Genomic DNA, 22,952 nt, shown 5'->3' on the forward strand with positions numbered 1-22,952 from the left:
ATAATCGCACTATAAAGCGAGGATTTGAGCAATGGCGACAACATCAACCGAGACACAACAACAGCTAAATGAAACAAAAATATATTCATTAAAAGATCTGGCATTACGAGCCCTGTCGCCTCGCGAGGGAAAAAGAGTTGGTTTTTTCCATGAAATGAAAGCCCCCTTACCTGCTCCGATGTCCCCCCTGTGGCAGGAAATGCTTGCCAGGCTGCTTCATTGTGCAGGCTTTGGCTTACGGGAGGAAGCCGCAACGATTTTTAAGGACTATCCAGGAATATTATTATGGCGAGGAAATTTAACCGATTTTTCCGGGAAGACCTATGAAAATATTACGGCTTTTGAATACGCCGTTAAAGCAAAGGATGCCTGCTTTATTGAGCATGTGGTTTGTTTCCTTGAGCACTATTCTGGCCAGCATAAAATTGCTCTGGCGCAGGAACTGATTGAACAATTTTCAGGAAGCTTTAACGAAAACCGTCTTGATTCCGTGGATAAATTCATCAAAGCGGTCGCCGAATGGTGTAAAGAATTTCCGACTTTATTCTGGTCTGAGCCTGATGCCACCTCCGATTCCGTTGAAGTACAGGATTGGGATAATTACGTCTCTCCGAGCTATCAACATATCGCGAATGGATATCAGCGTTGTGTCGAGCTGGTTGGCGGCGCACAGGCTCAATTCGAAGCACACATTTTACAGCGATATTGCAATCTGGAGTCTTTTTATCCCTTGCCAACATTTAACGAGACATCCCTGCCTGAACAAATACAGATCGTTAACTGGTATTCTGAACAAAATGAGCCCCTGATACCCGTCATGCCGCCAGGTGCTGCGCGGACTTTTATAATAGTCCGCGCAGGATGGTCCGAAGGTGCGCATACCGACAGGGTGAGAATGGGGGAATTTGAAGACGAAATTGCCACGGATCCAGAGCAAACCGAATTTTATGATGACCTAACCTTTGATTGCGAGGCGCTCGATGCCCTCGATAAGGCACGAACAGCACAATTGTTGATGCTAAAAGCGCGGCTGGAATTAATTATTCAGCCAGAAAACCGCCCTGAAACGGAAGCAGAACCGCGGCATTTCACCCCCGTTATCCACTTCTAAACAGCAGGCGTAGGTCGGGCGCTTCGCCCGACCTGTTCTATCATCAATCTGAAAGAGCAGCATGAGATCTCCCATTAAGCAATCTCAGATTGACAGATTTAGAATAACGCAGGCAAAGGCGCGTCCGATCTATCTGTTGATTGAGCCAGAAAATCTTCCTTTTGCAAGGGATCAATCAGCACTCTATCGAGCTCTAAATCCATCGTCATATTTTTATTACGAACTGTAATCCGCGTGGTATTGGAACAAGGATGAACGGTGCCAATATACACCCTCGCCTCTTCTTGCTGCGTATAGGAAATTATTTCACCGCGTTCAAAGCTACCGAGCACCTGCTCCAGTTCAAAAAAATGTCGGTTATGGCTATTGACATCAGCGTATGATGATTGAGGCATATAATCCTCCAATGCGATTGTTCGGCCGCTTTTTAATAGTACTGACATATTTTTTTGCGTATCTAATGTGATTGAATGAACGTCATTCGTGGCCAATGCCTGCACAAGTTGACGACGGGTTTCGAAATCAAAAGGAGAATTCAAGGTCGGGTTTATCTGTGCCAGAATTAACTCTGAGACATCGCAAGTTGTGTACTTATTATCTCTCGCTAAAACCACACAGGTTCTTGCAGCATGAAAAACAACCTGGTGGAGAAAACCCTGTCCATAGTTCACCCGTGGGAAATCTGTTATACGCAGGGCGATATGAGATCCATGCATTGCTTCAATATATTTTTGCTGGTCCTGACAGCGTGTAATCTCAGCAAATCGTAACAGCTGCAACCTCGCCGTTTCAAGCTCGCCAAATAAGGCAGGATTTATTTCAGGGGAATTTCTGTAGTAATTATTTGTAAATTTTCTGTTTAATATTTCTGTCCATTTAGGCGTATCAAGTTCCGCTTTTAAGACAACAAGGCTGTATTGAAATCCCCGCTCATGCAACAGTTCAAATAGTATTAATTTCGTCGCATCAAGGAGATTAATCTGAGAGTGGATGGAGGTTAAATATGAAGAAATGCGGCGACGGGTAAAGTCCCACTCTGAAATAATCCGCTCCAGCGGTTTGAAACTTTGCTTAATATAGGCATGATCCTTATTGTGCATGAATTCAATATGCCCTATATCATGCCAATAAAATTCAGAAGGCTTCATTGCAAACCCATCAGCAAAAGGCAAGGCTTCACCTGGCTCAAATCCACTAAAGGTTATCCCGACAATATGAAACGGGGTTGGCCTGGTACGAAGGAAGTAATCGACATCTACCTCCTGAAATGATGGAAATAACAAGACATCCGGTGCGCAATGGAGGAGTTTTTCCAAAACATGCTCCGCATTTTGCTTATGAAAACATGATGTCAGCGAAGGGTGCTTTAATAAAAATAATGTGTCAACTTCCTGCAACAGCCTGGTTACAAAACGCATTGTTTTTTTATACGGTAAGTGGTCTGCCAATAAATACAGACCTTCGTCCATAAGGCGACGCAGCGGACTTTTCTCCTGAGTTAATTCTGCTTTAAATTTAATGACTAAATTAAGAATCAATCGTCTTAGAACAGGTTCAAAAACGGGGTAAGGGAAATCACCATCACTACGTTTGGCTGTCTTCATTTGATGACGGGTTTCTAAAAACAACTGGGCACCGTGATCACATGCAGCCGTTAATACCTGTTGTTCCTGTATTGCCAGAGTCCTGTCCAGCGCCAATTGCTCCCGCCTGTCACCGGGAATCCAGGAGGGCATTAACACGGGTTGCTCCAGTCCTTCAAGCATGCGTGCCGTGGCAGAGCGGGTGGCAGATATGGCTGACAGCTTTGCGTTATTGCGGACAATATCTTCAATCACATCATCAATAGCCCCCCACTCGAAATGGGGAAAATCCTGACGCAATTGAGATTCATCGGCTTCGCACATCGTTTCATAATTGTAATCAGTAACCCTGCAAATTGAGCTTGAAACAGTTAAATCTGCAAACAACCCCTGCAGTTTTGTAAAAAAATCATCTGTGCTGAACCGGGTTCCCGTTAATAAATATTGACGCATGCCGGAACCTGACTGTTGACATGCGATTGCTTCAAGTAACTCGGCAAAGCGCGCATGATGCACAAAATTCACATGCCCTTCAGGAACCCTGTTCGTTAATATCCGTGTTCTGACCGCTTCTTTGAGAGACGAAGGAATGATCCCCGCTGTTTGAGATGGATGGAGAATCACCGGCGGATAAACAATAGCCAGTCGTTGCGGCGCGCTGCGGAATGCGTAACGCACTGCTGTCTCGGCTAAATTTTTTGACCGTGCAAATGCTGAGGCGGATGAACGGGGGGAGCTCAGAGTAATCCTGTTTCCTGCTGTCTGTTCAAAAGCGCAGCCACTGGAAATCATGATAAATTTCGCATCTGAATAACTTTCCGTCATATGTGCAATATGTGCAGCCCCCTCCACATTCGTTTGCACAAATTCCTCGTCGCCTGCCGCACTGCGTTTGGGTAAGGCAGCTGCATGAATAACCAGATCGGGTGCCGTATATTTTATGGCTCTTTGAATTTGTTGCGGCGCAAGCACATCCAGCGTGCAACGCTCAACGGCCTGACTTAGGATTTTTGAGCTGTCTCGAGCAGCAGCGAAGACCTGATGACGTTGACAGAAGTGTTCAGTTAAAATACGTCCGACATAACCACTGGCACCTGTAATTAATATTTTCATAAAACATCCAGACTGTAATTATCGCGGGCATTATATTCGAAAATTTATTTTTGTAATCAATCAAATGATAAAAATAAAACCGGCCGGCACGAGCGTATTCATCTAACACCCTGGAATCAATCCAACTCAATAATGCGGTCTTTATCTGCTTTGTGCCTTAAATAAGACTGCAGTATCTTGTACGTATCATAGGTATGACTGGACTTTGGCTCAGCGAGTCTGCGCCATTGATGTAATAATTTTTCGTTTGATACGGAACCGACGTGCCGCCATTGATGAAACACGCTAAACTGCGTCAGTTGATGGACAGAACAATGCTCTTTTATGGCGATCGCTCCCGGATATGGCCAGCTCTCTTCCTGGTATTCTTTTAATGATTCCAATAAGCGCCTGCTATAAGATTCAACCTGTTCCTGTTGGATGCACGCGCCTTTACAGCGTTTTAATTGATAGGAAAAACAGGGGCCACTGCCCTGCTCCAGCCCACACAGCCTGGGACATAAATCATGAGCCTTAATCAGTTGAATCAGCACACGCCTGGCTTCAGCTACACTTCGAAAAGCACCATACATGCCATGTTGCCTGGCATGATTTTCGTCATCAACCGTTTCACGAGCAATCGCAAGCGTGAAATAGCCCTTTTGCTCCTGTAATCTGAAACCTGCCAGGATTTTTCTGCGCCTTAATCTGCGGTTATAAACAGGCATGTACTCTTTAATCATATCCGACTCAAGTAACAAAGCGCTCAGCTCCCCGGCCGTGGGAATGACCTCTATCCGCTCAACCTGCTGGCTGAGCGTAAATTCCTTAGGATGCGCATAATCCCCGGAAAAATGCGACATCACCCGCTGACGGATCGCAATACTCTTACCGATGTAAAGCGGCAACGGATTATTGTTGCTGTAAAAAATATAAACGCCCGGCGTATCCGGTAACTGACTCACATCGGTACTTAATTTTGAGGGGATGCTGGATTTTTGATACAGTTTTTTTGCAACAGAAAGCACATGCGGCCAGGAATGACGCTGCGCCATGGTAAGGATAATTTGATGAAGCGAGTCTACATCAGCCCGAGCGCGATGATGATTGTGCATGCTGATATTCAACGCTTTTGCGATAGAGGCTAAACGATAGGATTCCTGCTGAGGATAAAGCTCTTTTAATAATTTTATTGTACACAGCACGGGGGCCTGAAAGCTTATTCCATTATTCCTGAAAGCATTCTTGATAAAGCCATAGTCAAAGCGCGCGTTGTGTGCCACAAACACACAACCTTCCAACAACTCATACAATTCCGTAGAAATCGCTGAAAAATCTGGCGCAGCGTGTACCATTTCATTCGTAATACCCGTTACGGCACTGATTGCCTCAGGTATGGAGCGTGGCGGTTTAATCAAGCGCTGCCAGGTTGTCACAACACCTGACTCGGTGATGATATAAACCGCAATTTCGATAATGGCATCATGAGTCACATGCAGGCCCGTCGTTTCTATATCGACCAGCGCCCAGCGATAGCTATTCTCTTTCATAAAGGATTACACCTAAAAAGCCAGACCTACGCTATCCTGCCAGCCTGCTTTATAATATTGCCGCATTATACCCGGTTTTCAGGCATGATAACTATCGGCTCTCCATATCAGGGGAGCGTGACCTGAGTTGTCAACAGACTCTAATTTTAATGAGCGTGAAATCAATGAAAAATACAATATCAGCCTGCTGCCTGGCAGCAATAAGCTCCTGTGCTCTGGCCCAGGAAATCAAGGGGATTTCCTTTACTCACCGGGATTGGGAAATCTTTTGCAGTAACACCGGAACATGCCGGGCAGCGGGTTATCAAAAGGATGAGGATTTTAACTTTCCGGCATCCATACTACTGACGCGTAAAGCCGGACCAAAACAGGCCGTAACGGCTGAGTTTGCCTTGTCTAACCAAGAGCATAAAATTGATGCAGACAAGCTTAAAAACCTTCACTTTTACGTAAATGATAAAGACCTGGGCCCTCTTACTGTAGACGATGCTGAGGATCCAGCGATGGGTAAACTCTCTAATCAACAAGTCGAGGCCTTATTACATGAGCCAGGACAACACACCGGGATTAAGATTAAAAATGTCCATTATCAATGGAACATTTCAGATGCAGGGATGACGGCAGTCTTATTGAAAATGGATGATTTTCAGAAACGCATTGGCACGCAGGGTGCTTTGGTTAAAAAAGGCAAGGCCGATGAGTCCGAAGTGCTTGCTGCCCAGCCAGAATTCACTGTGAAACATGTCATTACAGCTGAGAAACCTTATTTAATTTTGCAACCAGGCAGCAGACAATACAAAGCCATTTATTCCACCCTCATGACGACTCATCAAAATTCCGATGATGATTTATGTGAAGAGGATCGATTCGAACCGATTGAACTATATAAATTGAGCAATCAAAAAGTCCTTGTAAAAACCCTGTGCTGGCGTGCTGCTTATAACGAAGGTTATGGTGTCTGGGTTATGAATAATTCTCTGACAGGCAAAGCAGTTTTTGTTACCGCAATGGCATCCGACTACGATTCAGGGATTATTAGCAGCAGTCAAAAAGGTCGCGGTATTGGAGACTGCTGGTCAATAGACGAATGGGTCTGGAATGGAAATAAATTTGTACAAACGAAAGACAGATGGACAGGGATGTGTAGAGCATTGACCGCTGGCGGCGTATGGAGTCTGGATAAAATTGAGGCTATTGTAAAATAGCACGACATGGTACCAATATGGTCTAATCGATTAGAAACGTACGCTGTTATCCTTAACTTATCAGGACAAGCATTGATATGCCGTCACATGAGTTGGTAATCTGGTACGTCTCTTGTCTGGTCAGGCTGCAAAGCTTATCATACCCACTTTTCGCTTAACCTGAGTATCCAGATGAAAAACTCCGTTCATCCCATCACATTGGCAGGTGAGCATTGTACCCTTGTTCCCTTATCACAAGAGCACCACGATGCACTGTCAGAAGCCGCCGCAGACGGAGAGTTATCCAGGCTTTGGTATACCTTCGTCCCAGAACCACAAAAAGTAAAAGACAACATTGAGCTGCGTTTAACACTGCAACAGACAGGCTCCATGCTTCCATTTACAGTCATAGACAACCAGACACAGAAAGCCGTTGGAATGACAACTTATCTCAATATTGAGCGCGAACATCGACGGGTGGAAATAGGAGGAACCTGGTATCGTAAAAGCGCTCAACGCACAGCCATTAATACAGAATGCAAATTCTTATTGCTCCAATATGCCTTTGAATCCATGGACTGCATAGCGGTTGAGTTTAGAACGCATGCACTGAATCATCAAAGCCGGAAAGGCATTGAACGACTCGGCGCCAGGCTTGATGGAATACTGCGAAACCATATGATCATGCCAAATGGAACGCTACGTGATACCTATGTCTATAGCATTATTGCGAGTGAATGGCCGACAATAAAGGCACATTTAGAGTTTTTAAAGCACGCGTAGGTTGGGCCTTGGCCCAACAATGGATCTGGTGAGATATTTTTTGTTGGGCCAAAGCCTAATGTTCAAATGACGTTCAGAGAGCAGTGGCCAAACGTCGCCACCGCAACCTGCAAGACACAACCCGCCCTACGCTTGAGAATGCAGATATGCGTCTGCCTCAAACAACTCCAATTCATTGAATACCTTAATACCATGGTCATTAAGCAGCTGTGCTGTAACACCTGATCCAGGGATAACCTGGCCATTGAAACTCCCATCATAAATACTGCTGTTTCCGCAAGAAGGACTATGACGTGGTCTAATGGAGCGTTTGGCACCATTGTTAACACTATTCTGGCAGCAACTTATCTCCGTGATGATCAGAAAAGTTCCCTATAAAAAAGACGAACCATATCCGCTGTTATGCCTGATCGATGAGTTTTCCTCATTAGGACCAATAGAACGCCTGCGCCGAACCGTGAAGTTGCTGCGTGAATATCGAGTGCGCTGCATCCTGATGCTGCAATACATAGCCCAGACTTATGAACAATACACCCACGATGAAGCCAAAGCCTTTACCAACATCACAACAAAAATTGCGTTTTCGGCTGAGGATATCAACGATGCGGAGTACATCAGCAAGCTGCCTGGATCGAAGACCGTGCGAATACGTGCCGGATCGGTCAGTACACAGCGTGGCGGATTCTGAGTCGCAAAGTTTTAACTATCAATCGGTGCCGTTAATGCGCCCTGAGAAAATTATGCGTATGCCGAGTAGTCAGACATTGATTATGCGGACGGGGTTTTCGCCGGTTAAAACGGAGCAGTTTATTTGGTATCGAGAAAAGAAAACCAGGGTTTTAAAAAATCCGGAAATCAAGCTACCAATGCTTTCACTAACAGCTTGAAATTTATGGCATAAAGACCGATAAGATAACATATTATACAAAATATAAGCTTGATGACTTTAATTATTTCAAAATTCTGAGTATGATGCGCAACTATAAAAAGGTAGTAATAATATTACCCTGAAATGCACAACCTTTTAATCAGAGATTATTAATATAATGAAAGAAAAGCTTGAACTTAAACGGGTCTCACCAACGAATACACTCTTCTTTCTTCCAGGAGCCCCAATGGATTGTGAAAGGCAGGCTGCAAAAATAAGAAACCATACTGTATCCAGTATGGAGAAAAATGACGTAAGATCGGTGGCCTATCGATATTTGCAAAATAGAGCTGGTGAAACGTGCACTCGTCGTGAAGCCACCGTCTATGGTGTTTTATTCATATCATTTATCTATTATTTTATTTTTCACCTCCCTAACGAGTGGGCTTCCCATCCCCAACTTAAACACCAAATGCAAGAAGATGAGCTTTACAGACTGATTCAAGTTATGGGTGCTTTGCCAAGCTTTTTTACTATACCTTTGTTCCTTAGTGTGCTACCTAATGTACGCAATACATTAAGATATAGGGAAACAAAAAACTCCTGTCAGGTCTGGCTTACCCAAAAAATCGGCAATGATGATTTTCAGCAAATTGAACACTTATCTTATAATCAAGAAGGTTTTTTTAAAATCAATGAATTAATGGATAAAAAAAGAATACCTGCTGCCTTAATAGAAAATATTCCAACTCGCTATAGCGGACTAAAGCTGCGCTCTCTTTGTGATGAGATAACTAATACTATTGGCGCCCCTTCGTAGCGTCTACCGTGATAAAAAAACCTTTACCAACACAAAACGAAAATTGCGTTTTCGGGTGAGGATATTAACGGTGCAGAATACATCAGTAAGCTGCCTGGTTCGAAGACTGTGCGAGTTCGCGCGAGATTTTTCAGCACGCAGCACGGTGGATTTTCTGAGTCGCAAAATTTCAACTATCAATCAGTGCCCCTGTTGCGATCCGAAAAAATAATGCTTATGCGAAATAGTCAATCTTTGATTATGCGAACTGGTTTTGCTCCCGTTAAGACTGAACAATATATTTGGTATTGTGAAAAAGCGATGAAGGGCTACAAACAACCGGAAACTCAGCTTCCAGCCCCCCTTGCAGATACTCTATAATTAACCTCATTTTGACGCAAGTAGAGGTGCACCATGCCATATATTATTTCAAACTACACCTCAATACTGAAACAAGTCGAACAATTCGAGTTAGCATGTACATCGCAAGAAAGGCTTGATTTATAAGCTTCATCTCAACCTGCTAACAAAGAAATCCTGGTCGCAAGTAACCAGGTCTTCTGAAAATACCGTAGTTTATACGGTGCTGCAAAAAAGATCGCTTTGATAAAATATAATCATTCAGCTATGGAGTTACAACCGGAGTTAACCAAGGCTGATAGATTGGAGAATGAATAATTGCAACAATTCAACCAAGAATAATGATCTGACACGTTGCGTCGCCGCTTTCTCCAATTTTTAATTAAAACTTAAAAATATATATAAGTAATGAGAGGTGTCAAATGTTTCAAATTCCTGGACTATCTTCTGCACAATCGGCAAGAGTGAGATTATTGAAGACGTTGGATCCAAAGGATCAAGCGCTATTTACTGCAGTTATTCATCGTAATAAAGAGGAAGTAGAAAACCAAATTACACTGGGAGCCAATGTCAATTGTTTAATTGATAGATATTATCCAGTATCTATTTTATATGAAGCAGTTAACTATAGCAGTTTTGAAGTTGTTCAAGTACTTATAAACAGTGGAGCCGACGTAAATTTCAAATTTGATCCCAAGCTGCCACTTGATGGTGGAAAGTCGGTCTTGCATCTTGCCGTTTGGAGACAGAAGGAAGAAATGGTTGATCTACTTTTAAAACATGGTTCACTCACTGATGTAACCGATAGATTGGGAAATACACCTTTGTCTCTTGCTCAGGAAAGCAATAACAAAAATATCATAGATCTTCTGATGCATGCCATGCCTGAGCAGCTGGAAGATTTTAGTTCCGAACAGAATATAATTAAATCAACCATGTAAAACCAATGTATTCAACTACGAGTTAAGGCGTGTCCACAATCTGTTTTTACTTAACTATGGATTTAAGTTTATAGCCTCATGGCATCCTGTTCCTCGTTATTAAATACTATTAAATATACGGATATTATTGAAGGCTCAAATCACACATGACTTGATTTAATTGCTCTGACAGCCTTACATCCGATATTATTTTAAATTGACATGTCACAATGCGGATTGCTGCGTAGTTTTAAACCATTCGCTGCTCTAGAAGAGGTTTTACTTAAAAAAATTAACAAATATATCTCTGATTAGTTATCCTACTACAAGTTATCCGAAGCTCAAAAAACATATGGTGCAGATTCGCATACCTTGTATCTAAATTGAAGCCGACTGATTCTCAACCCTTTGTTTTGCTCGGAAGAGTAGTCAAAATGAGACCTATCTCCATGTCCTGTATTCCGAATGGCCATGTTTCACTCCTCCCACCGAGCAACAAATTCGGTGACATCCGTTAATAAATCTAATTCATTGATTTTCGCTCTATCTTTACGAAATATTTCTCTGACGGCATCTTCATAATCTGCTGGCGAATGAAATCCTAGCAAACTTGCTACGCATTGTGTTATACCCGTCTTCTTAATTGGATAATCAGATAATATCTTTTCAATATTCCTATTACGTATAAGAGAATCTATTATGCGCACTTCATCATTAAACACCCTTCTTACTGGAACAGTAATCTTGATATCACCTTTTTCATCTCGAATCAATTCCCAATTTGGCGCTTGACTCACGACCTTCTTTCTAATCCTTTGCTCAACTCGCTTTGCAACGATTACATCTTTATTTCTGTTGAATTCTCTCAAAATACAATCTGTTAAAGATTCGAATTTTTTATCAAAATCTATCTTTTCAACTCCTCCTAACACCCAAGAAATAACAGTTGGGTGATAATATATCGATTCAATTGAATAGCATTTAATAGGAAAAATACGATTACTTATCAGCTTTTCGCATACCAAGTCCGTTCGATAGTCTCGATCTATAATACCTATGGCCGATATTCTGTGAATCGCTTCAAATGAATTCAATGCTTTTACCATTCGCTCAACTTCCGCACAATTGCCAACTGGTTTGATTGATAGTTCAGGATATAATATTTCATATATCTGTATATCTAAACTAGAAAAATCCCCCTCAATAAATAGTGTTTTTCCTCTCGAACCCAAAACAGCCTTTGCTACTTCTTCATCCATTTCTTGCATTGAGGATATGTAATCAATATCCCACCACTGAGGTTGGTGATTATATTTTCTCACTAGAAAAACAGCAGCATTATTTTGGCCTAATGGTAGCCATACATCATGCGATGAAACTACAAAAGCACAGTCTTTTCTAGCAACCAATAATTGGGTTAATAAAGGCGAGACAATTGAAGGGTGCAAATGTCTTTCAGGCTCTTCTAATAATATTAACGCATTTTCTGGTGCAGTCAGAACCTCCGCAATAGTAAGCAAGGCATTTCGTTCCCCATCAGAAAGCTCTTTAATAAGATAATGTCTACCTCCCCCCCGTAAAACTACCAACCTACCAACTTGATTAATGCTTATCGCAAAATCTAGATGAGAAATTTTTAATATTTCATTTATTATTTGGATTTTTGAGGGAGCGCCAGCTAGTGTTTTTGCATCATCTTCTGCTCCAGAACGAAACATTTCAACAACTTTTCGTGCCTGTACATTTTCAGCATCTATAATGTTATATAGAGTGCATTGGATCCGTGGGACAGAATACCTATCGCTCCACCTTGAACTGGCTTGCAAATCATGTTGCAAAATTTCTTTTTTATTTTGATCTCTTTGTTCGGAAGTTAAATCAAGATTATCGAAATTAAACCATAACTGTCTATGAGCATTTATTTTTACAATAGGTTTATTTTGTGTAGCAAAGTGATGCATTAATGTAGATTTTCCTGTGCCGTTTGCACCAACTACAAAAACAATTTCTCCTGAGTTAACTTCTACCGATTCGACTTTATCATTTTTTTGATAGCTAAGAAAAAATTTTTCCATTCATAACTCCCCTAATTTTCAAACTATCTTTGTAGACTGATTTCTATAAAATTTCCACACAAATAAACCGGAATTCCAATTGTGGGCAATGCAGAAATCTTTTTCACGACAAGTTGTCTCCAACTGAATATTGCGCGCAATTAAGCAAACAAGTAGGTTGCCAACAGATCCAAAACCCCTTGTATTGATTTAATTTTGAATTTGATTGCAACAAAATGTATCTTTACTATCAGGTAAATATGGCGGCGCATATCCTAACACCTTAGCAATTTTCTTATGATTATCTTGCTCGTGGTCAGACCTCCTGACTTTAGCATGTACCTCGCCAGGGTCATCATCAATATCTTCATAAAGTTTAGATGAGGGTAATGGTCTATATTTTACGAGCATTTTTTTTGTGCTCGGATCAAACAAGGTATAAAATCCATCATCTGAGCAGAAGCTCCCCCCGCATATTTCTTCTAAAAGCAAAAGCTCTTTGTTTTTCTTATCTTTTATGCATGCAACACTAAGATGTTCAGCCTTAGGAATATAAAATATTTTCCATTTTGTCGTATTTATTTTGTAATAAAGCTTATATTCAGAGAAAAAATCCAGATTATTTATTTTTACTTGAAAAACTGTGCCCCCACATTCTCTTTCAGCAATAGATGCAACTGCAGCCTGAGTTATTGTCAATAAAAAACCCAATACAGCCAGCTTCTTAAAAAAATGTATAAGTAACATGAAGATGTAGATCCAAATCAATTAAAAATGACAAAGCAAACTATGATTATACTTCGATTAATGGTGCGCTCGGAAGGACTCGAACCCCCGACACCTTGGTTCGAAGCCAAATAACACAAGCTATATTTACAATAAAATCAGTGAATTGCGATGTAAAGAATTGCCAGTTACTGCCTGAAGCAGCCTGCAACTACGTGTACAATACTACAGTTTGTTACAAATCTGCTACACCTCTGAATCGCGGATTAAGTTAATAATCAGCTTAATCGTGACTTCTTTTTGCGCAGGATCGCTTTGCGCAACGCGCAATACAATAGCGGCCAAAGTATTGTCATTACTTTTTGCATCGCCATTTTTTTTCAGATGATGTTTGTTCAGATAGTTAGACAATCCCAGCGTTTCTGTTCAAAGAAAAGGCATGGAGTCATGGAAATCAACGAGCTGAGCCGTATATTAAACAGGTGTTTTGGTTGGAACAAGGCAAAAATGCCGTGTTTCGCGTGTATAATGACATCCTTGTTCAAACTCAGGACAGTAAATTTGAGCGAACTGCTCTGTGGCTTTGAAGGTGAGACCATAATAGTATTGGATAAATCAGGTTAAATATTGTTATAGTCCTTCGTTGTTACCGAAATTTCAAAAACAATTGAGGAAGCCTGCCTGCCAGCAACGATGAAAAAATCGTTTAACCCGAGCTTTATGAAACCAAAGTCGAATACTTATAGCCCTGAAATACAACAACAACTTAAAGAAAGCCTGGAATTATTGAAAATTATTTTAGGGCCTGATCTGTTAGCGGTTTATCTTTATGGTTCAGCCCTTGTGGGTGGACTGCAACGCTACAGTGACATTGATTTATTTGTATTAACAAGTCGCACAACAACCATGGAAGAGAGATGCCGCCTGGTTACCCGGCTTCTACAAATTTCGGGTATTTATATGCAAGGCACCAAAAGACCTATTGAAATGACCCTTGTTGAAAATACAGCAATTAATCCATGGCAATATCCGGCACAGTTTGATTTTCAATATGGCGAATGGCTAAGAGCATCATTTGAAGTGGGTAATATTGAACCATGGACGACTCAGCAAATGCCCGATCTTGCGCTGATTATTACCCAGATTTTATTAAAAAGTGATACCTTGTTTGGGTTGGAATCAAAGCAGCTACTGCCTGAAATACCCTGGAGAGATTATATTAAAGCGTTGCTTTACGATCAAAGCAGACTTATTACCGACCTGGAGCACGATACCCGAAATGTTCTGCTGACTTATGCACGAACCTGGAGTACCTTGAAAACCAATGCGTTTAGATCTAAACCTGACGCAGCAGATTGGGCAATCCATCATCTGCCAAAAGAGCATCAGCCCGTGATGCAACGCGCCAAATTAATTTGTATTGGAGTAGAAAATGAACATTGGGATGATATCTATTCATTTGTAAAACCTTGTGCAGAGTTCATGATAGATCAAATTCATCAAGCCAGTTTACTGGTTAACCTGAATGATTCCATGAGTGTTATACGACTTGCTGAATAAACACTGGAAAAGCATTTTTTGACTAAAAAATATGGGAAATGATTTTCTTAAAGAGATACAGAGTAATACATTAGTATATGGCAGTTTTGTTTATCATAAGGATGATATTCATGGCGAAAATGCACGAAAACGAACTTGAAATCAATGAATTTCTTGTCAAAAATTTGATTGAAAAACAGTGTCCTCGCTGGGCCAATCTAACCATGCAACCGGTTTCGTCAAGCGGTACAGACAATGCCTTGTTTCGTCTCGGAGATGACTATATTGTTCGTCTGCCTCGCATTGAATGGGCACCTGGCAGCATTGTTCGCAGTATTAACAAAGAATACGAGTGGATTCCAAAGATTGCGCATTTGTTGACGATACCTGTTTCCAAACCTGTTTTTAAAGGCAGTCCTGATGACCATTACCCATGGCCGTGGCTCATTGCTAAATGGTATGATGGACAAAATCCGGATTTTGAAAACGATAACGAATATGAACTGCTCGCCAAAGATTTGGCCGATTTTATTAATAATCTTCATGCAATCAGACTGGCTGATGGTCCTTTTTCAAGACGCGGTGTTCCGTTAAAAAATCTGGATCAGGAAACGCGCACTGCGCTCAAAGCATTACAAAAGGACATGGACACAAAACCGCTGACCGCTTTATGGGATAACTTATCGGATACTCCTCAATGGGATAAAGAATCCGTGTGGGTACACGGAGATTTTTTACCCGGAAATATCATCACTCAAAATAACCGACTGAGCGCTGTTATCGATTTTACAGATACCGGAATTGGCGATCCGGCTTGTGATCTGATTGTTGCATGGAGTTTGTTCAACGCTCAATCCAGAAGCGTGTTCAAAGATCACTTATACAGTATCGATGAAAACACTTGGCAAAGAGGTAGGGGCTGGGCGCTGTCCATCGCGGTTATCATGCTGCCCTATTACAAAAATTCTAATCCTGTATTGGCTACGCTGGCGCGGCGAATGATTCATAACGTCATACAATCATAAATAATCATACTTTAGAGGAGAAAACATACCTGTAACTGCCGAAAGTTGAGCAAATATATGAAGCCATTGACGGTGGAAATTCGGAATTATGAATTGATTTCACCGGCAGATTGAGGACACTCCCTGAGCAATTCTGATATAATCCGGACAAGAGATCTATTATAATGGCTGAGTCCAATTGAGGAATAAAATGAAATCAAACATCTTTATTTCCATTTTCTTCCTGTTACTCCTGTCAACAGGATATAGTCAAACAGACATCAGTTTTTCAACTAAAAAATTTTTAAAACGTCCAACCGGAGCTTATCATGTTGGATTTGAAGATGTTCATTGGATCAATCAAGATGCTTGCCCTGATGTGAACTTTAACGGGAAAAATCAGGATGATTTCAGCCCCAATAACATCAAACGTTGTCATGAAATTATGGCGCGAATATACTATCCTTCCTCCCCAAAAAATCGATCATACTCACCTTATTATCCGCCGTCTGTAAAATCCATGCTTGAAGGAATTCAAGGACTAATTCCTGATACACCACAAAATGAGCTAAATCAATTTAAGCATATTACGAGTTTTTCACAGAAAAAATCTGACATTGTTAAAAATCAAAAATTTCCAGTCCTTTTTTTTATTCCAGGTTTAGGCTGGCCACCTGAGCTTTATGAAAACTCTATAAGCGAATTGGTTAGTCATGGCTATATTGTCATTGGCATCAGCAGCCCTTTTATCAATCTTGTTGAATTACCAAATGGCCATATTATTGATCCAGAAAAATTACCACCCAAAAGTCCTGAAGAAATAGAAGCTGCACTGGTACCAATACAAAAAAATGATTTATCTTATGTTTATAATGCAATACAGCGTCAACACAATCTAAATGCTGTTTTTGTTGCAATGGATCTCACCCGACTCGGCGTATTTGGGCATTCAATGGGAGGGAGGGTTTTGGCAGATATATCACACGAGCATCCAACATGGTTTCAAGCGGGAGCGACACTTGATATCGGTTTTGATACAACAAATAACGCCAGGAATAAATTTACGTTTCCTTTTATGCATGAAATATCTGCTAACAGAACATTAGTCTCTACCGGTCTACCTGTTACATTTGAACTAGGCAACAATGGCTACCTGGTCGTAATCTCCCCTGACGAACAAAATCATACCTACAGCTATCACGGAAATTTTGCCGATTATTCAACCTTGCAATATGCTCCGGCTTTCAAAAAATTTTTAACTTATGCCAAAGAGCAAGGCATTAAAGAAGCATTCGATGTAAAAATAATGACACACGAACCTACTTCGCAAGAACTTACTAAATTTACAAAAAAAACGTATATCCTTGTTAATAATGACGGTGAATGGCGTGGTGCCATTTATGTGAACAAAGCAAAGCAAACAGATTTTGATATAAGTATCATTGAAGGTCTTGGTAGAGAATTAAACGATTTATCTGGCATGTCTCTTGAAAAGATGTCAACTGCTGAGCTTGAACCGGTCGTAAAGAAAATAGCCGTACTTCATACCATGCTCGCAGCACCGTTGGGCGAGGGCAATGGCTGGGAAATCACCGAGGCTGTTAACACGTATTTGCTCGGTTTTTTTGATACCTATCTTAAAGAAAAAACAAATCCATCATTTAATGAATGTATCCCCTTGTACAAAAATACATATATAAAGTGTGGGCCTGATGAGGTTTAGCTTACAATGATACGTTGCTGGTGAGAAAAAATGGAAATTTACAGGTCAATGATATGAAGCACTATTTATTCTTATTAAGGTTAATATTTCTTTTGGGAATCTCTGCGATAGCATATGCTGTTCCTCAGTGGCTAACCTTACCACCAACACCAACTTTACCGAAAGCTGAGCAAAGCGGTTATGCCTCGATTAATGGTGTGCAAGTCTGGTATGCCACCTATGGACGTGGACAACCCATCATTTTGCTTCATGGCGGACTTGCTAATTCAAATTATTGGGGAAAACAGGTACCCATATTAGCTCGGCATTATAAAGTCATTGTAATGGACAGTAGAGGTCATGGAAGAAGTACGCGAAATGATCAGCGTTATAGCTACGACTTAATGGCTTCAGATGTACTGGGACTGATGGATTACTTGCATATTAAAAAAGCGGCAATAGTTGGTTGGAGTGATGGTGCAATTTTGGGTTTACACATTGCAATTTATCACCCGAAACGACTAACCAAACTGTTTGCTTATGGAGCTAATTCTGATCCGGCAGGTGTTAAATCAGATATCTTTAAAAGTTCGGTGTTTAAAGCGTATATCGCCCGAACACGGAACGAGTATGAGGAGTTATCCCCTACTCCAAAAGGGTATAATACCCTCTTTGATAAACTCAGCAACATGTCGGCAACCCAACCAGATTTTACAAAAGAACAACTGAAAAAAATCACAGTTCCTGTCTGGATTGTAGATGGCGATCACGATGAGGTGGTTAAACGCGGTAATACGGAGTTTATGGCGGCACAAATCATAAACTCCCGTCTGCTGATACAAGCTTCGGTCAGTCATTTTTCTTTTTTACAAGATCCGAAGCAATTTAATAATGATGTGTTAAATTTTCTTGAAAAAAATCCAGATTAATAAATTCCAGTACTAAATTATATGAGAGAGCCTAGCTACCCCGGCACAGGTATATATCACCTGCAAGATAAGTTAGATTTATCCTGGTGCAGGGGATATTGCATTAGTTCTCATTATTATCCTCGATTATGCAGGGTTAAAAGAATCACCGAGAACACAAAAAGAATTGCAAATTCATTTTATTATTCAATCAGATTGATACAATTTGTTATCAAGTCAATAACTTCAGCGATAGAAAAATTGGGACAGTATCGAGGATATTCTCTATTTAAACCACCAGAGTGCTTTTCCAATAGTTGGAGATCAAAATTAAGCATATCCACTGTATCAAATTTCTCTTTATCCCACATATCTTCTGAATGTACGCCAAAACCACCATCAAAAAGTAGCCGGTTTGGCAATCTAATCAATACATGCCAACATTCATCAGAATTTTTTACCATAATAAATGCAATAGTTACCTTTTCAGTAAATTTTTGGTTCCAAATATTACAAAAGGCATAAGCAAATGGACCACATGGCCCGGAGTTTATTGCCGGCTCTCCAAAATTTTCACCAGCAATTTTGACAAAACCATAGAGTTCGTTTATTTTATTGGATAATTCGTTTAAAAGAATCAATGTATTATTTTTACCATCGTTCATCAGGCAATATACTCTCTTAAAAATCCAGCCAATCGATAGGGTCTATGAGCATTTAATGCTTTAAAAACATCTTTATCAAGACTGTTCATAAAACGATAAAAAATCAATGCTGAATACAGTGGCCATAATTTTTTAGTTAATGAAAAGACCGTCATAGCCTCAAACTCTGGCCAATTTTCCAGGCAGGCCTCCTGCAGTTGATTATATATTTTATCACCTTCTTTAATACCATGATGAGTAATGGCTTGCTTTAGGAATCCATGCAACGAAAAAAATGGATGCGTAATAACAACTTCCCCCAAGTCATTGAAAATCAATTTTTTGGTATCAGGGTGAATCAGAATGTTGTTCGTATGGAAATCACATTGGACTATTGTCTGAGGAACAGCGTACTGAACCAGAAGCTGTAATTCCTCAGTAAGTTGGGGTTTTAGACTGATTAAGCGTTGAATTTCCTCGGCTCTTAAGCCTTCAGTTTCCAGAACAGCAATATCATCGAGAAGCTTATCATATAAGACAGGTAATGTTTTCCGCCAATCACTAACCCCCAGTGCGACAAAGTCTTCCAGATGGTTTTCCACCGTCCGTTGCATGCGGGTAAATTGCTTTATAGCCTCAAAAATCAGATTGGGCTGAAAATTCGTTTTTAAATAAGCACGTAAAGAGACTCCAGCCTCTTTCATCAAAAAACAATGAAGTTCTTCATGAACAGCAATAACTGAAGGTACGGGTGCTTGAAATTTATTTTCCAGTAACCGAGTAATGGCAGGTTCAAGCGAAAATGTCGTGGATGCAGGTGTCTGCTTTAAATAGAAATTCTCACGGGAGGTCACAATTTTATGGATTACAGAATAGGCTGTTTGCACAATTTCTCGGTGGGTAATTGTGCTGTAACCATTGGATTCCAGGGTGCTGATAGCCCATTTAACAGCCGCCTTATTTGTCATTAAGACCATCCGCCTCGCCATCCTGTAGCAAAGTTTTTAGTATATCATTGCCATTGATGACAATGTATAAGGAATGTACTTTTCTCGCCAACAACCCGACTGATAACATACATCACAAGATAAAAAAATAAGAGATGTATTGACATAGTTTAATGTTTTTTTTATTTCATCCTGGCAACTGTTAAAATATTAAGACTCTTGTCCGGTATAAACGGATGTCCATTCATATCATATTGGTTGAGAACTTCAAATCCATTTTTTAGGAGTAAATCCTGCAATTCCTGCGCTGTGTATATTTGCAGGCTAAACGTGTTTGTGTGACATTCAGGTTTGCAGCCTTCTTTCGAAATCGTATAGTTATCATGAGAAATAAGAAGACCATTTTCTTTGTCAATTTCTGAGTGTTGCTGATTGCGAAATGAAATGCCATCAAGAACGTTACTGATATCCATAACAAAATCTTTAATAACCTCATCTGTAAGGGCTTGTAGATTAAAGATATCAAAGATGTATATACCACCTTCATTTAAATTACGGCGTATGTTTTGAAGTGTTATTTCAAAGTCTGATTTGCTGACATGACCTATTGCACTGAATATGGTAATAACGGCATCGTATGTTCCTGCATTAATGGTGCGCATATCTCCCACCATAAACGGCACACTCAGATTCATTTTAATGGCTTTATTTCGTGCTATATCAATTAAAGCAGGGCTTATGTCATTTCCTGTTACTTTATAACCACGCTGGGCCAAATAAAGGACTTGAGAACCGGTACCACAGGTCATGTCCAGAATTGTTTTTGCTCCTTGCCCGGCCAACAGCTTTTCAATGAGCGCATTTTTATTTTCGGTATCGTCATTAATATTATGTGCATCAAAAAATTGAGGCAATTTCTGGTATTCAATGGGCAACCCGAGATTGGTCGTTTTGGTGTTCATAATTTTCCCTCATATTACCTTTCAAATTTGATGGTTTGTGGTGAAATAAAGCTATCAGATCTTTACTGGAAATTCAGCCTGCTATATCCATCGCTTTGGCAAGGTTTCCCTCCACTGTTCTGAATGTGAGGGTCCGTGTTGATAACAATATTTTGCTTGCTTGATTGCGCAGACAATATCTCGATAACATTTTGATAGAAAGCATTTCCAAAGTTATCACCAGCAATATCTTCTATACTCCGACCTATGCGACTTTCCAGATCCAAATCTGCATTCACCAACTCCCATCCGAGTTTTTCAGCTAACAATTTTGCGTCCAGGCCTTTGCCAATTCCGGGGGGCCAATAATAAAGATGCGTTTAATTGGGTTCATTTATTTCGTCCTTTGGTTGTGCGTTTCTATATTCAGTATAAGATTCGAACAAATGCAGGGCAATACGTAGAAATACTCTATTTGGTAAGCTACGTGTTTAGTTTGCTGTTTTTAGTTTGTCAATTTACCCCCTTTATCTGTTACCTGGAGTGAGAATTGATTAACTCACTAACGTTTGAATATCAGTATCAAGGTTTGGGTATTGTTTGAAATTGTCGGATTTCACTTGATCTTTCCCGGTAGTGTTGTGTTGTTGTCAGAGAAACGGTTTGGGCAGGTCAAAGCCGCTCCAAATACGGTATTTTTATTAACAGCCACTGACTTTCCAGTTACGCTATCAGGAACATCAAGCTCACCACGCGAAGACACCTTCTCACCTGCAACGGTGGCAATCGATACAGCGGTAATTCCAGCGGCTTCCATCGTTGTTCGTAAACGCTCTCTTTTTTCCACATCATCCGCCGCCCATTGGGCTGGGAGAGATCCTTGTGAAGATAAACTTTCCATTTCGGAATTGGATGCCGCCATAAATAGTCACGCATTAAACATATTGTACTTAAAATACATTATAGTTGGTTGGTCTCGATTGTACACACCGTGTAATACAGATGAACGTTTGCTATAAACCAGGCTACCCGGGATGACACGCTGATAGTTCCAAACCATCTGATATAAATAACTGCGATTAATACACAGTTTGTGTGCACTCCATAATCGGGATATAGACCGACCACCAAAACGCTCCATAATTTTACCAGGGTTTCATGTTGAAAGGAGATGGATTAAAGATTACCTGTTCCTTTTCATCGGCCTTTTCAGCTTCAATATCCTGCTGAGGCTCTATTTCTCCTCGGGAAAGCCTGTGCTCCATCGAAAGTGGATTCGTGGCAAGATTTTGCGCTTTAGTGGCCTCATCCTTTTCTTGTGCTTTCAGGCCGGGTATGGGCACCAAATTATTGGCCAGCCGTTGGGTAAATGCATCATATAAGGCCAATGTGGGTATGGTAATACGAAGAGAAACGATATTTCCTTTCCCGTCTTGAACAATTTCCACACAATCACTGGAAAGATCATTTTCTTCTTTAAACGCATTAAACTCTGTCAGGATTGCTTCCATGAATTTTTTTAATTCTTCACCTTGTTCTTCGGTTAAGATATCAGGCTCACAAAGCAATTTAATGGTAAGGGTCAGTGATTCGCGATCATTATCAACCAGTAATAATCCTTTGGCGATCATATCCGCAATTATTTTCGGGTCAAAACTGGACTCTGAAATCAGTTTTTCTGAATCAAACGCGCCCGGCTGTTCATCCATTGTTTCTACAATTCTTCCTGGTTTGGTGAAAGATTTATCTTCACCAGGATTTGCTTTTCCCCCAGATGCGTTATCCGAGGTCGCACTATCACCACCACCACTGGCATGTCCGGAACAAAGGCGATTGGGTGCAATTTCTTTAAAGCAAGTCGTGCAGCGCACTTTTGCTGCCTCATCAGCAGACTCTTTGTTTTCTGCCTCTTTGATTTTCTCTTTTTCTTTGCTTAATAATTGTAATGTTAGTGAAACTGAAGAGATTTTTGGTACGCTTGCTGTCGTTTCTTCCTGGGTCGGTTGATGCGTTGATTTGTCATTTTTCATGATGAAAACCCATTTCAAATCTGTAGCCATATAAGAAATCATACGCAAAATTAGCTTTCTTTTGCTCTTTTTAGTGGATTTTTACAAGCTTTTTACAAAAGATATGTTATTGGTATGGTGATGTAACAACAGAGCTTCTATCCTGGAAAAATGCGCCAATAGAAAAACCACCACCAGACGATATTATACATAGTGCCTGTTATTTGA

General features: G+C 40.6%; 24 protein-coding genes and 1 pseudogene. 13 read left to right on the top strand and 12 right to left on the bottom strand.

Features of this window, described 5'->3' with window-relative positions; genetic code table 11:
* Positions 1-31 precede the first annotated feature (31 nt).
* Positions 32-1,111, top strand: a complete 1,080-nt coding sequence (locus tag ACQUTA_RS10120) for a Dot/Icm T4SS effector CpeA-related protein (protein WP_444988125.1) — start codon at positions 32-34, stop codon at positions 1,109-1,111.
* Positions 1,112-1,209: 98 nt separating this feature from the next.
* Here ACQUTA_RS10120 and ACQUTA_RS10125 read toward each other — a convergent pair whose 3' ends face one another.
* Together ACQUTA_RS10125 and ACQUTA_RS10130 are read right to left on the bottom strand one after the other, a co-directional pair.
* Positions 1,210-3,807, bottom strand: coding sequence for an NAD-dependent epimerase/dehydratase family protein (locus tag ACQUTA_RS10125; protein ID WP_444988126.1), 2,598 nt, complete (start codon positions 3,805-3,807; stop codon positions 1,210-1,212).
* Positions 3,808-3,923: 116 nt separating this feature from the next.
* Entirely contained in the window at positions 3,924-5,336 is a 1,413-nt protein-coding gene (locus ACQUTA_RS10130) for a 3'-5' exonuclease family protein (protein ID WP_444988127.1), read from the bottom strand.
* 164 nt (positions 5,337-5,500) lie between these two features.
* Between ACQUTA_RS10130 and ACQUTA_RS10135 the strand changes: the two genes are divergently transcribed.
* Positions 5,501-6,541 carry a DUF1176 domain-containing protein gene (locus tag ACQUTA_RS10135; RefSeq protein ID WP_444988128.1) on the top strand — a complete coding sequence of 347 codons (1,041 nt, stop codon included), beginning with the start codon at positions 5,501-5,503 and terminating at the stop codon, positions 6,539-6,541.
* 171 nt (positions 6,542-6,712) lie between these two features.
* On the top strand, positions 6,713-7,303 hold the full coding sequence (locus ACQUTA_RS10140) for a GNAT family N-acetyltransferase (protein WP_444988129.1): 591 nt from the start codon (positions 6,713-6,715) through the stop codon (positions 7,301-7,303).
* 126 nt (positions 7,304-7,429) lie between these two features.
* On the opposite strand, the gene ACQUTA_RS10145 is transcribed toward ACQUTA_RS10140, so the two are convergent.
* A complete protein-coding gene (locus ACQUTA_RS10145; protein WP_444988162.1) occupies positions 7,430-7,666 on the bottom strand; it encodes a 2-thiouracil desulfurase family protein in 237 nt (78 codons plus the stop codon).
* Here ACQUTA_RS10145 and ACQUTA_RS10150 point away from each other — a divergent pair.
* From ACQUTA_RS10150 to ACQUTA_RS10170, 5 genes are all read left to right on the top strand, one after another.
* The gene (locus ACQUTA_RS10150; protein ID WP_444988163.1) at positions 7,659-7,991 is read left to right on the top strand and encodes a type IV secretory system conjugative DNA transfer family protein; all 333 of its coding nucleotides are present in this window, start codon (positions 7,659-7,661) and stop codon (positions 7,989-7,991) included. The genes ACQUTA_RS10145 and ACQUTA_RS10150 overlap by 8 nt on opposite strands.
* A 34-nt stretch (positions 7,992-8,025) precedes the next feature.
* Positions 8,026-8,190 (top strand): type IV secretory system conjugative DNA transfer family protein, encoded by a 165-nt coding sequence (locus tag ACQUTA_RS10155; RefSeq protein ID WP_444988164.1) that lies wholly within the window; start codon positions 8,026-8,028, stop codon positions 8,188-8,190.
* A gap of 159 nt (positions 8,191-8,349) precedes the next feature.
* On the top strand, positions 8,350-8,991 hold the full coding sequence (locus tag ACQUTA_RS10160) for a hypothetical protein (RefSeq protein ID WP_444988131.1): 642 nt from the start codon (positions 8,350-8,352) through the stop codon (positions 8,989-8,991).
* A 42-nt stretch (positions 8,992-9,033) separates the two neighbouring features.
* Positions 9,034-9,351, top strand: coding sequence for a type IV secretory system conjugative DNA transfer family protein (locus tag ACQUTA_RS10165; RefSeq protein WP_444988165.1), 318 nt, complete (start codon positions 9,034-9,036; stop codon positions 9,349-9,351).
* Positions 9,352-9,752: 401 nt separating this feature from the next.
* Positions 9,753-10,271 carry an ankyrin repeat domain-containing protein gene (locus ACQUTA_RS10170; protein WP_444988132.1) on the top strand — a complete coding sequence of 173 codons (519 nt, stop codon included), beginning with the start codon at positions 9,753-9,755 and terminating at the stop codon, positions 10,269-10,271.
* Between the two features lie 455 nt (positions 10,272-10,726).
* On the opposite strand, the gene ACQUTA_RS10175 is transcribed toward ACQUTA_RS10170, so the two are convergent.
* The 3 genes from ACQUTA_RS10175 to ACQUTA_RS10185 all read right to left on the bottom strand — a co-directional run bounded on the left by ACQUTA_RS10175 (position 10,727) and on the right by ACQUTA_RS10185 (position 13,441).
* Positions 10,727-12,325, bottom strand: a complete 1,599-nt coding sequence (locus ACQUTA_RS10175) for an AAA family ATPase (protein ID WP_444988133.1) — start codon at positions 12,323-12,325, stop codon at positions 10,727-10,729.
* 189 nt (positions 12,326-12,514) lie between these two features.
* Positions 12,515-13,051: a hypothetical protein gene (locus ACQUTA_RS10180; RefSeq protein WP_444988134.1), complete on the bottom strand. Its 537-nt coding sequence runs from the start codon at positions 13,049-13,051 to the stop codon at positions 12,515-12,517.
* A gap of 225 nt (positions 13,052-13,276) precedes the next feature.
* Positions 13,277-13,441 carry a hypothetical protein gene (locus ACQUTA_RS10185; protein WP_444988135.1) on the bottom strand — a complete coding sequence of 55 codons (165 nt, stop codon included), beginning with the start codon at positions 13,439-13,441 and terminating at the stop codon, positions 13,277-13,279.
* A gap of 36 nt (positions 13,442-13,477) precedes the next feature.
* Between ACQUTA_RS10185 and ACQUTA_RS10190 the strand changes: the two are divergent.
* From ACQUTA_RS10190 to ACQUTA_RS10210, 5 genes and pseudogenes are all read left to right on the top strand, one after another.
* A pseudogene (locus ACQUTA_RS10190) lies at positions 13,478-13,633 on the top strand (IS4 family transposase); the annotation flags it as partial.
* A gap of 90 nt (positions 13,634-13,723) precedes the next feature.
* A complete protein-coding gene (locus tag ACQUTA_RS10195) occupies positions 13,724-14,590 on the top strand; it encodes an aminoglycoside adenylyltransferase domain-containing protein (RefSeq protein ID WP_444988136.1) in 867 nt (288 codons plus the stop codon).
* Between the two features lie 110 nt (positions 14,591-14,700).
* The gene (locus ACQUTA_RS10200; protein WP_444988137.1) at positions 14,701-15,594 is read left to right on the top strand and encodes an aminoglycoside phosphotransferase family protein; all 894 of its coding nucleotides are present in this window, start codon (positions 14,701-14,703) and stop codon (positions 15,592-15,594) included.
* Between the two features lie 190 nt (positions 15,595-15,784).
* Positions 15,785-17,296, top strand: a complete 1,512-nt coding sequence (locus ACQUTA_RS10205; RefSeq protein ID WP_444988138.1) for an alpha/beta hydrolase — start codon at positions 15,785-15,787, stop codon at positions 17,294-17,296.
* A gap of 53 nt (positions 17,297-17,349) precedes the next feature.
* Complete coding sequence (locus ACQUTA_RS10210) at positions 17,350-18,204, top strand: alpha/beta fold hydrolase (protein WP_444988139.1); 855 nt, start codon at positions 17,350-17,352, stop codon at positions 18,202-18,204.
* Positions 18,205-18,386: 182 nt separating this feature from the next.
* Here the strand turns inward: ACQUTA_RS10210 and ACQUTA_RS10215 are convergent, their stop codons facing one another.
* The 6 genes from ACQUTA_RS10215 to ACQUTA_RS10240 form a co-directional block, all read right to left on the bottom strand.
* The gene (locus ACQUTA_RS10215) at positions 18,387-18,848 is read right to left on the bottom strand and encodes a hypothetical protein (protein WP_444988140.1); all 462 of its coding nucleotides are present in this window, start codon (positions 18,846-18,848) and stop codon (positions 18,387-18,389) included.
* Positions 18,848-19,795: a phosphotransferase gene (locus tag ACQUTA_RS10220; protein WP_444988141.1), complete on the bottom strand. Its 948-nt coding sequence runs from the start codon at positions 19,793-19,795 to the stop codon at positions 18,848-18,850. Before ACQUTA_RS10220 ends, ACQUTA_RS10215 begins: the two co-directional genes overlap by 1 nt.
* A gap of 161 nt (positions 19,796-19,956) precedes the next feature.
* On the bottom strand, positions 19,957-20,736 hold the full coding sequence (locus ACQUTA_RS10225; protein ID WP_444988142.1) for a class I SAM-dependent methyltransferase: 780 nt from the start codon (positions 20,734-20,736) through the stop codon (positions 19,957-19,959).
* A gap of 62 nt (positions 20,737-20,798) precedes the next feature.
* Positions 20,799-21,068: a shikimate kinase gene (locus ACQUTA_RS10230; RefSeq protein WP_444988166.1), complete on the bottom strand. Its 270-nt coding sequence runs from the start codon at positions 21,066-21,068 to the stop codon at positions 20,799-20,801.
* A 263-nt stretch (positions 21,069-21,331) separates the two neighbouring features.
* The gene (locus tag ACQUTA_RS10235; protein WP_444988143.1) at positions 21,332-21,637 is read right to left on the bottom strand and encodes a hypothetical protein; all 306 of its coding nucleotides are present in this window, start codon (positions 21,635-21,637) and stop codon (positions 21,332-21,334) included.
* 223 nt (positions 21,638-21,860) lie between these two features.
* Positions 21,861-22,745: a hypothetical protein gene (locus ACQUTA_RS10240; protein ID WP_444988145.1), complete on the bottom strand. Its 885-nt coding sequence runs from the start codon at positions 22,743-22,745 to the stop codon at positions 21,861-21,863.
* Between the last annotated feature and the right edge of the window lie 207 nt (positions 22,746-22,952).

The sequence above is a fragment of the Legionella navarrensis genome, from assembly GCF_052527415.1.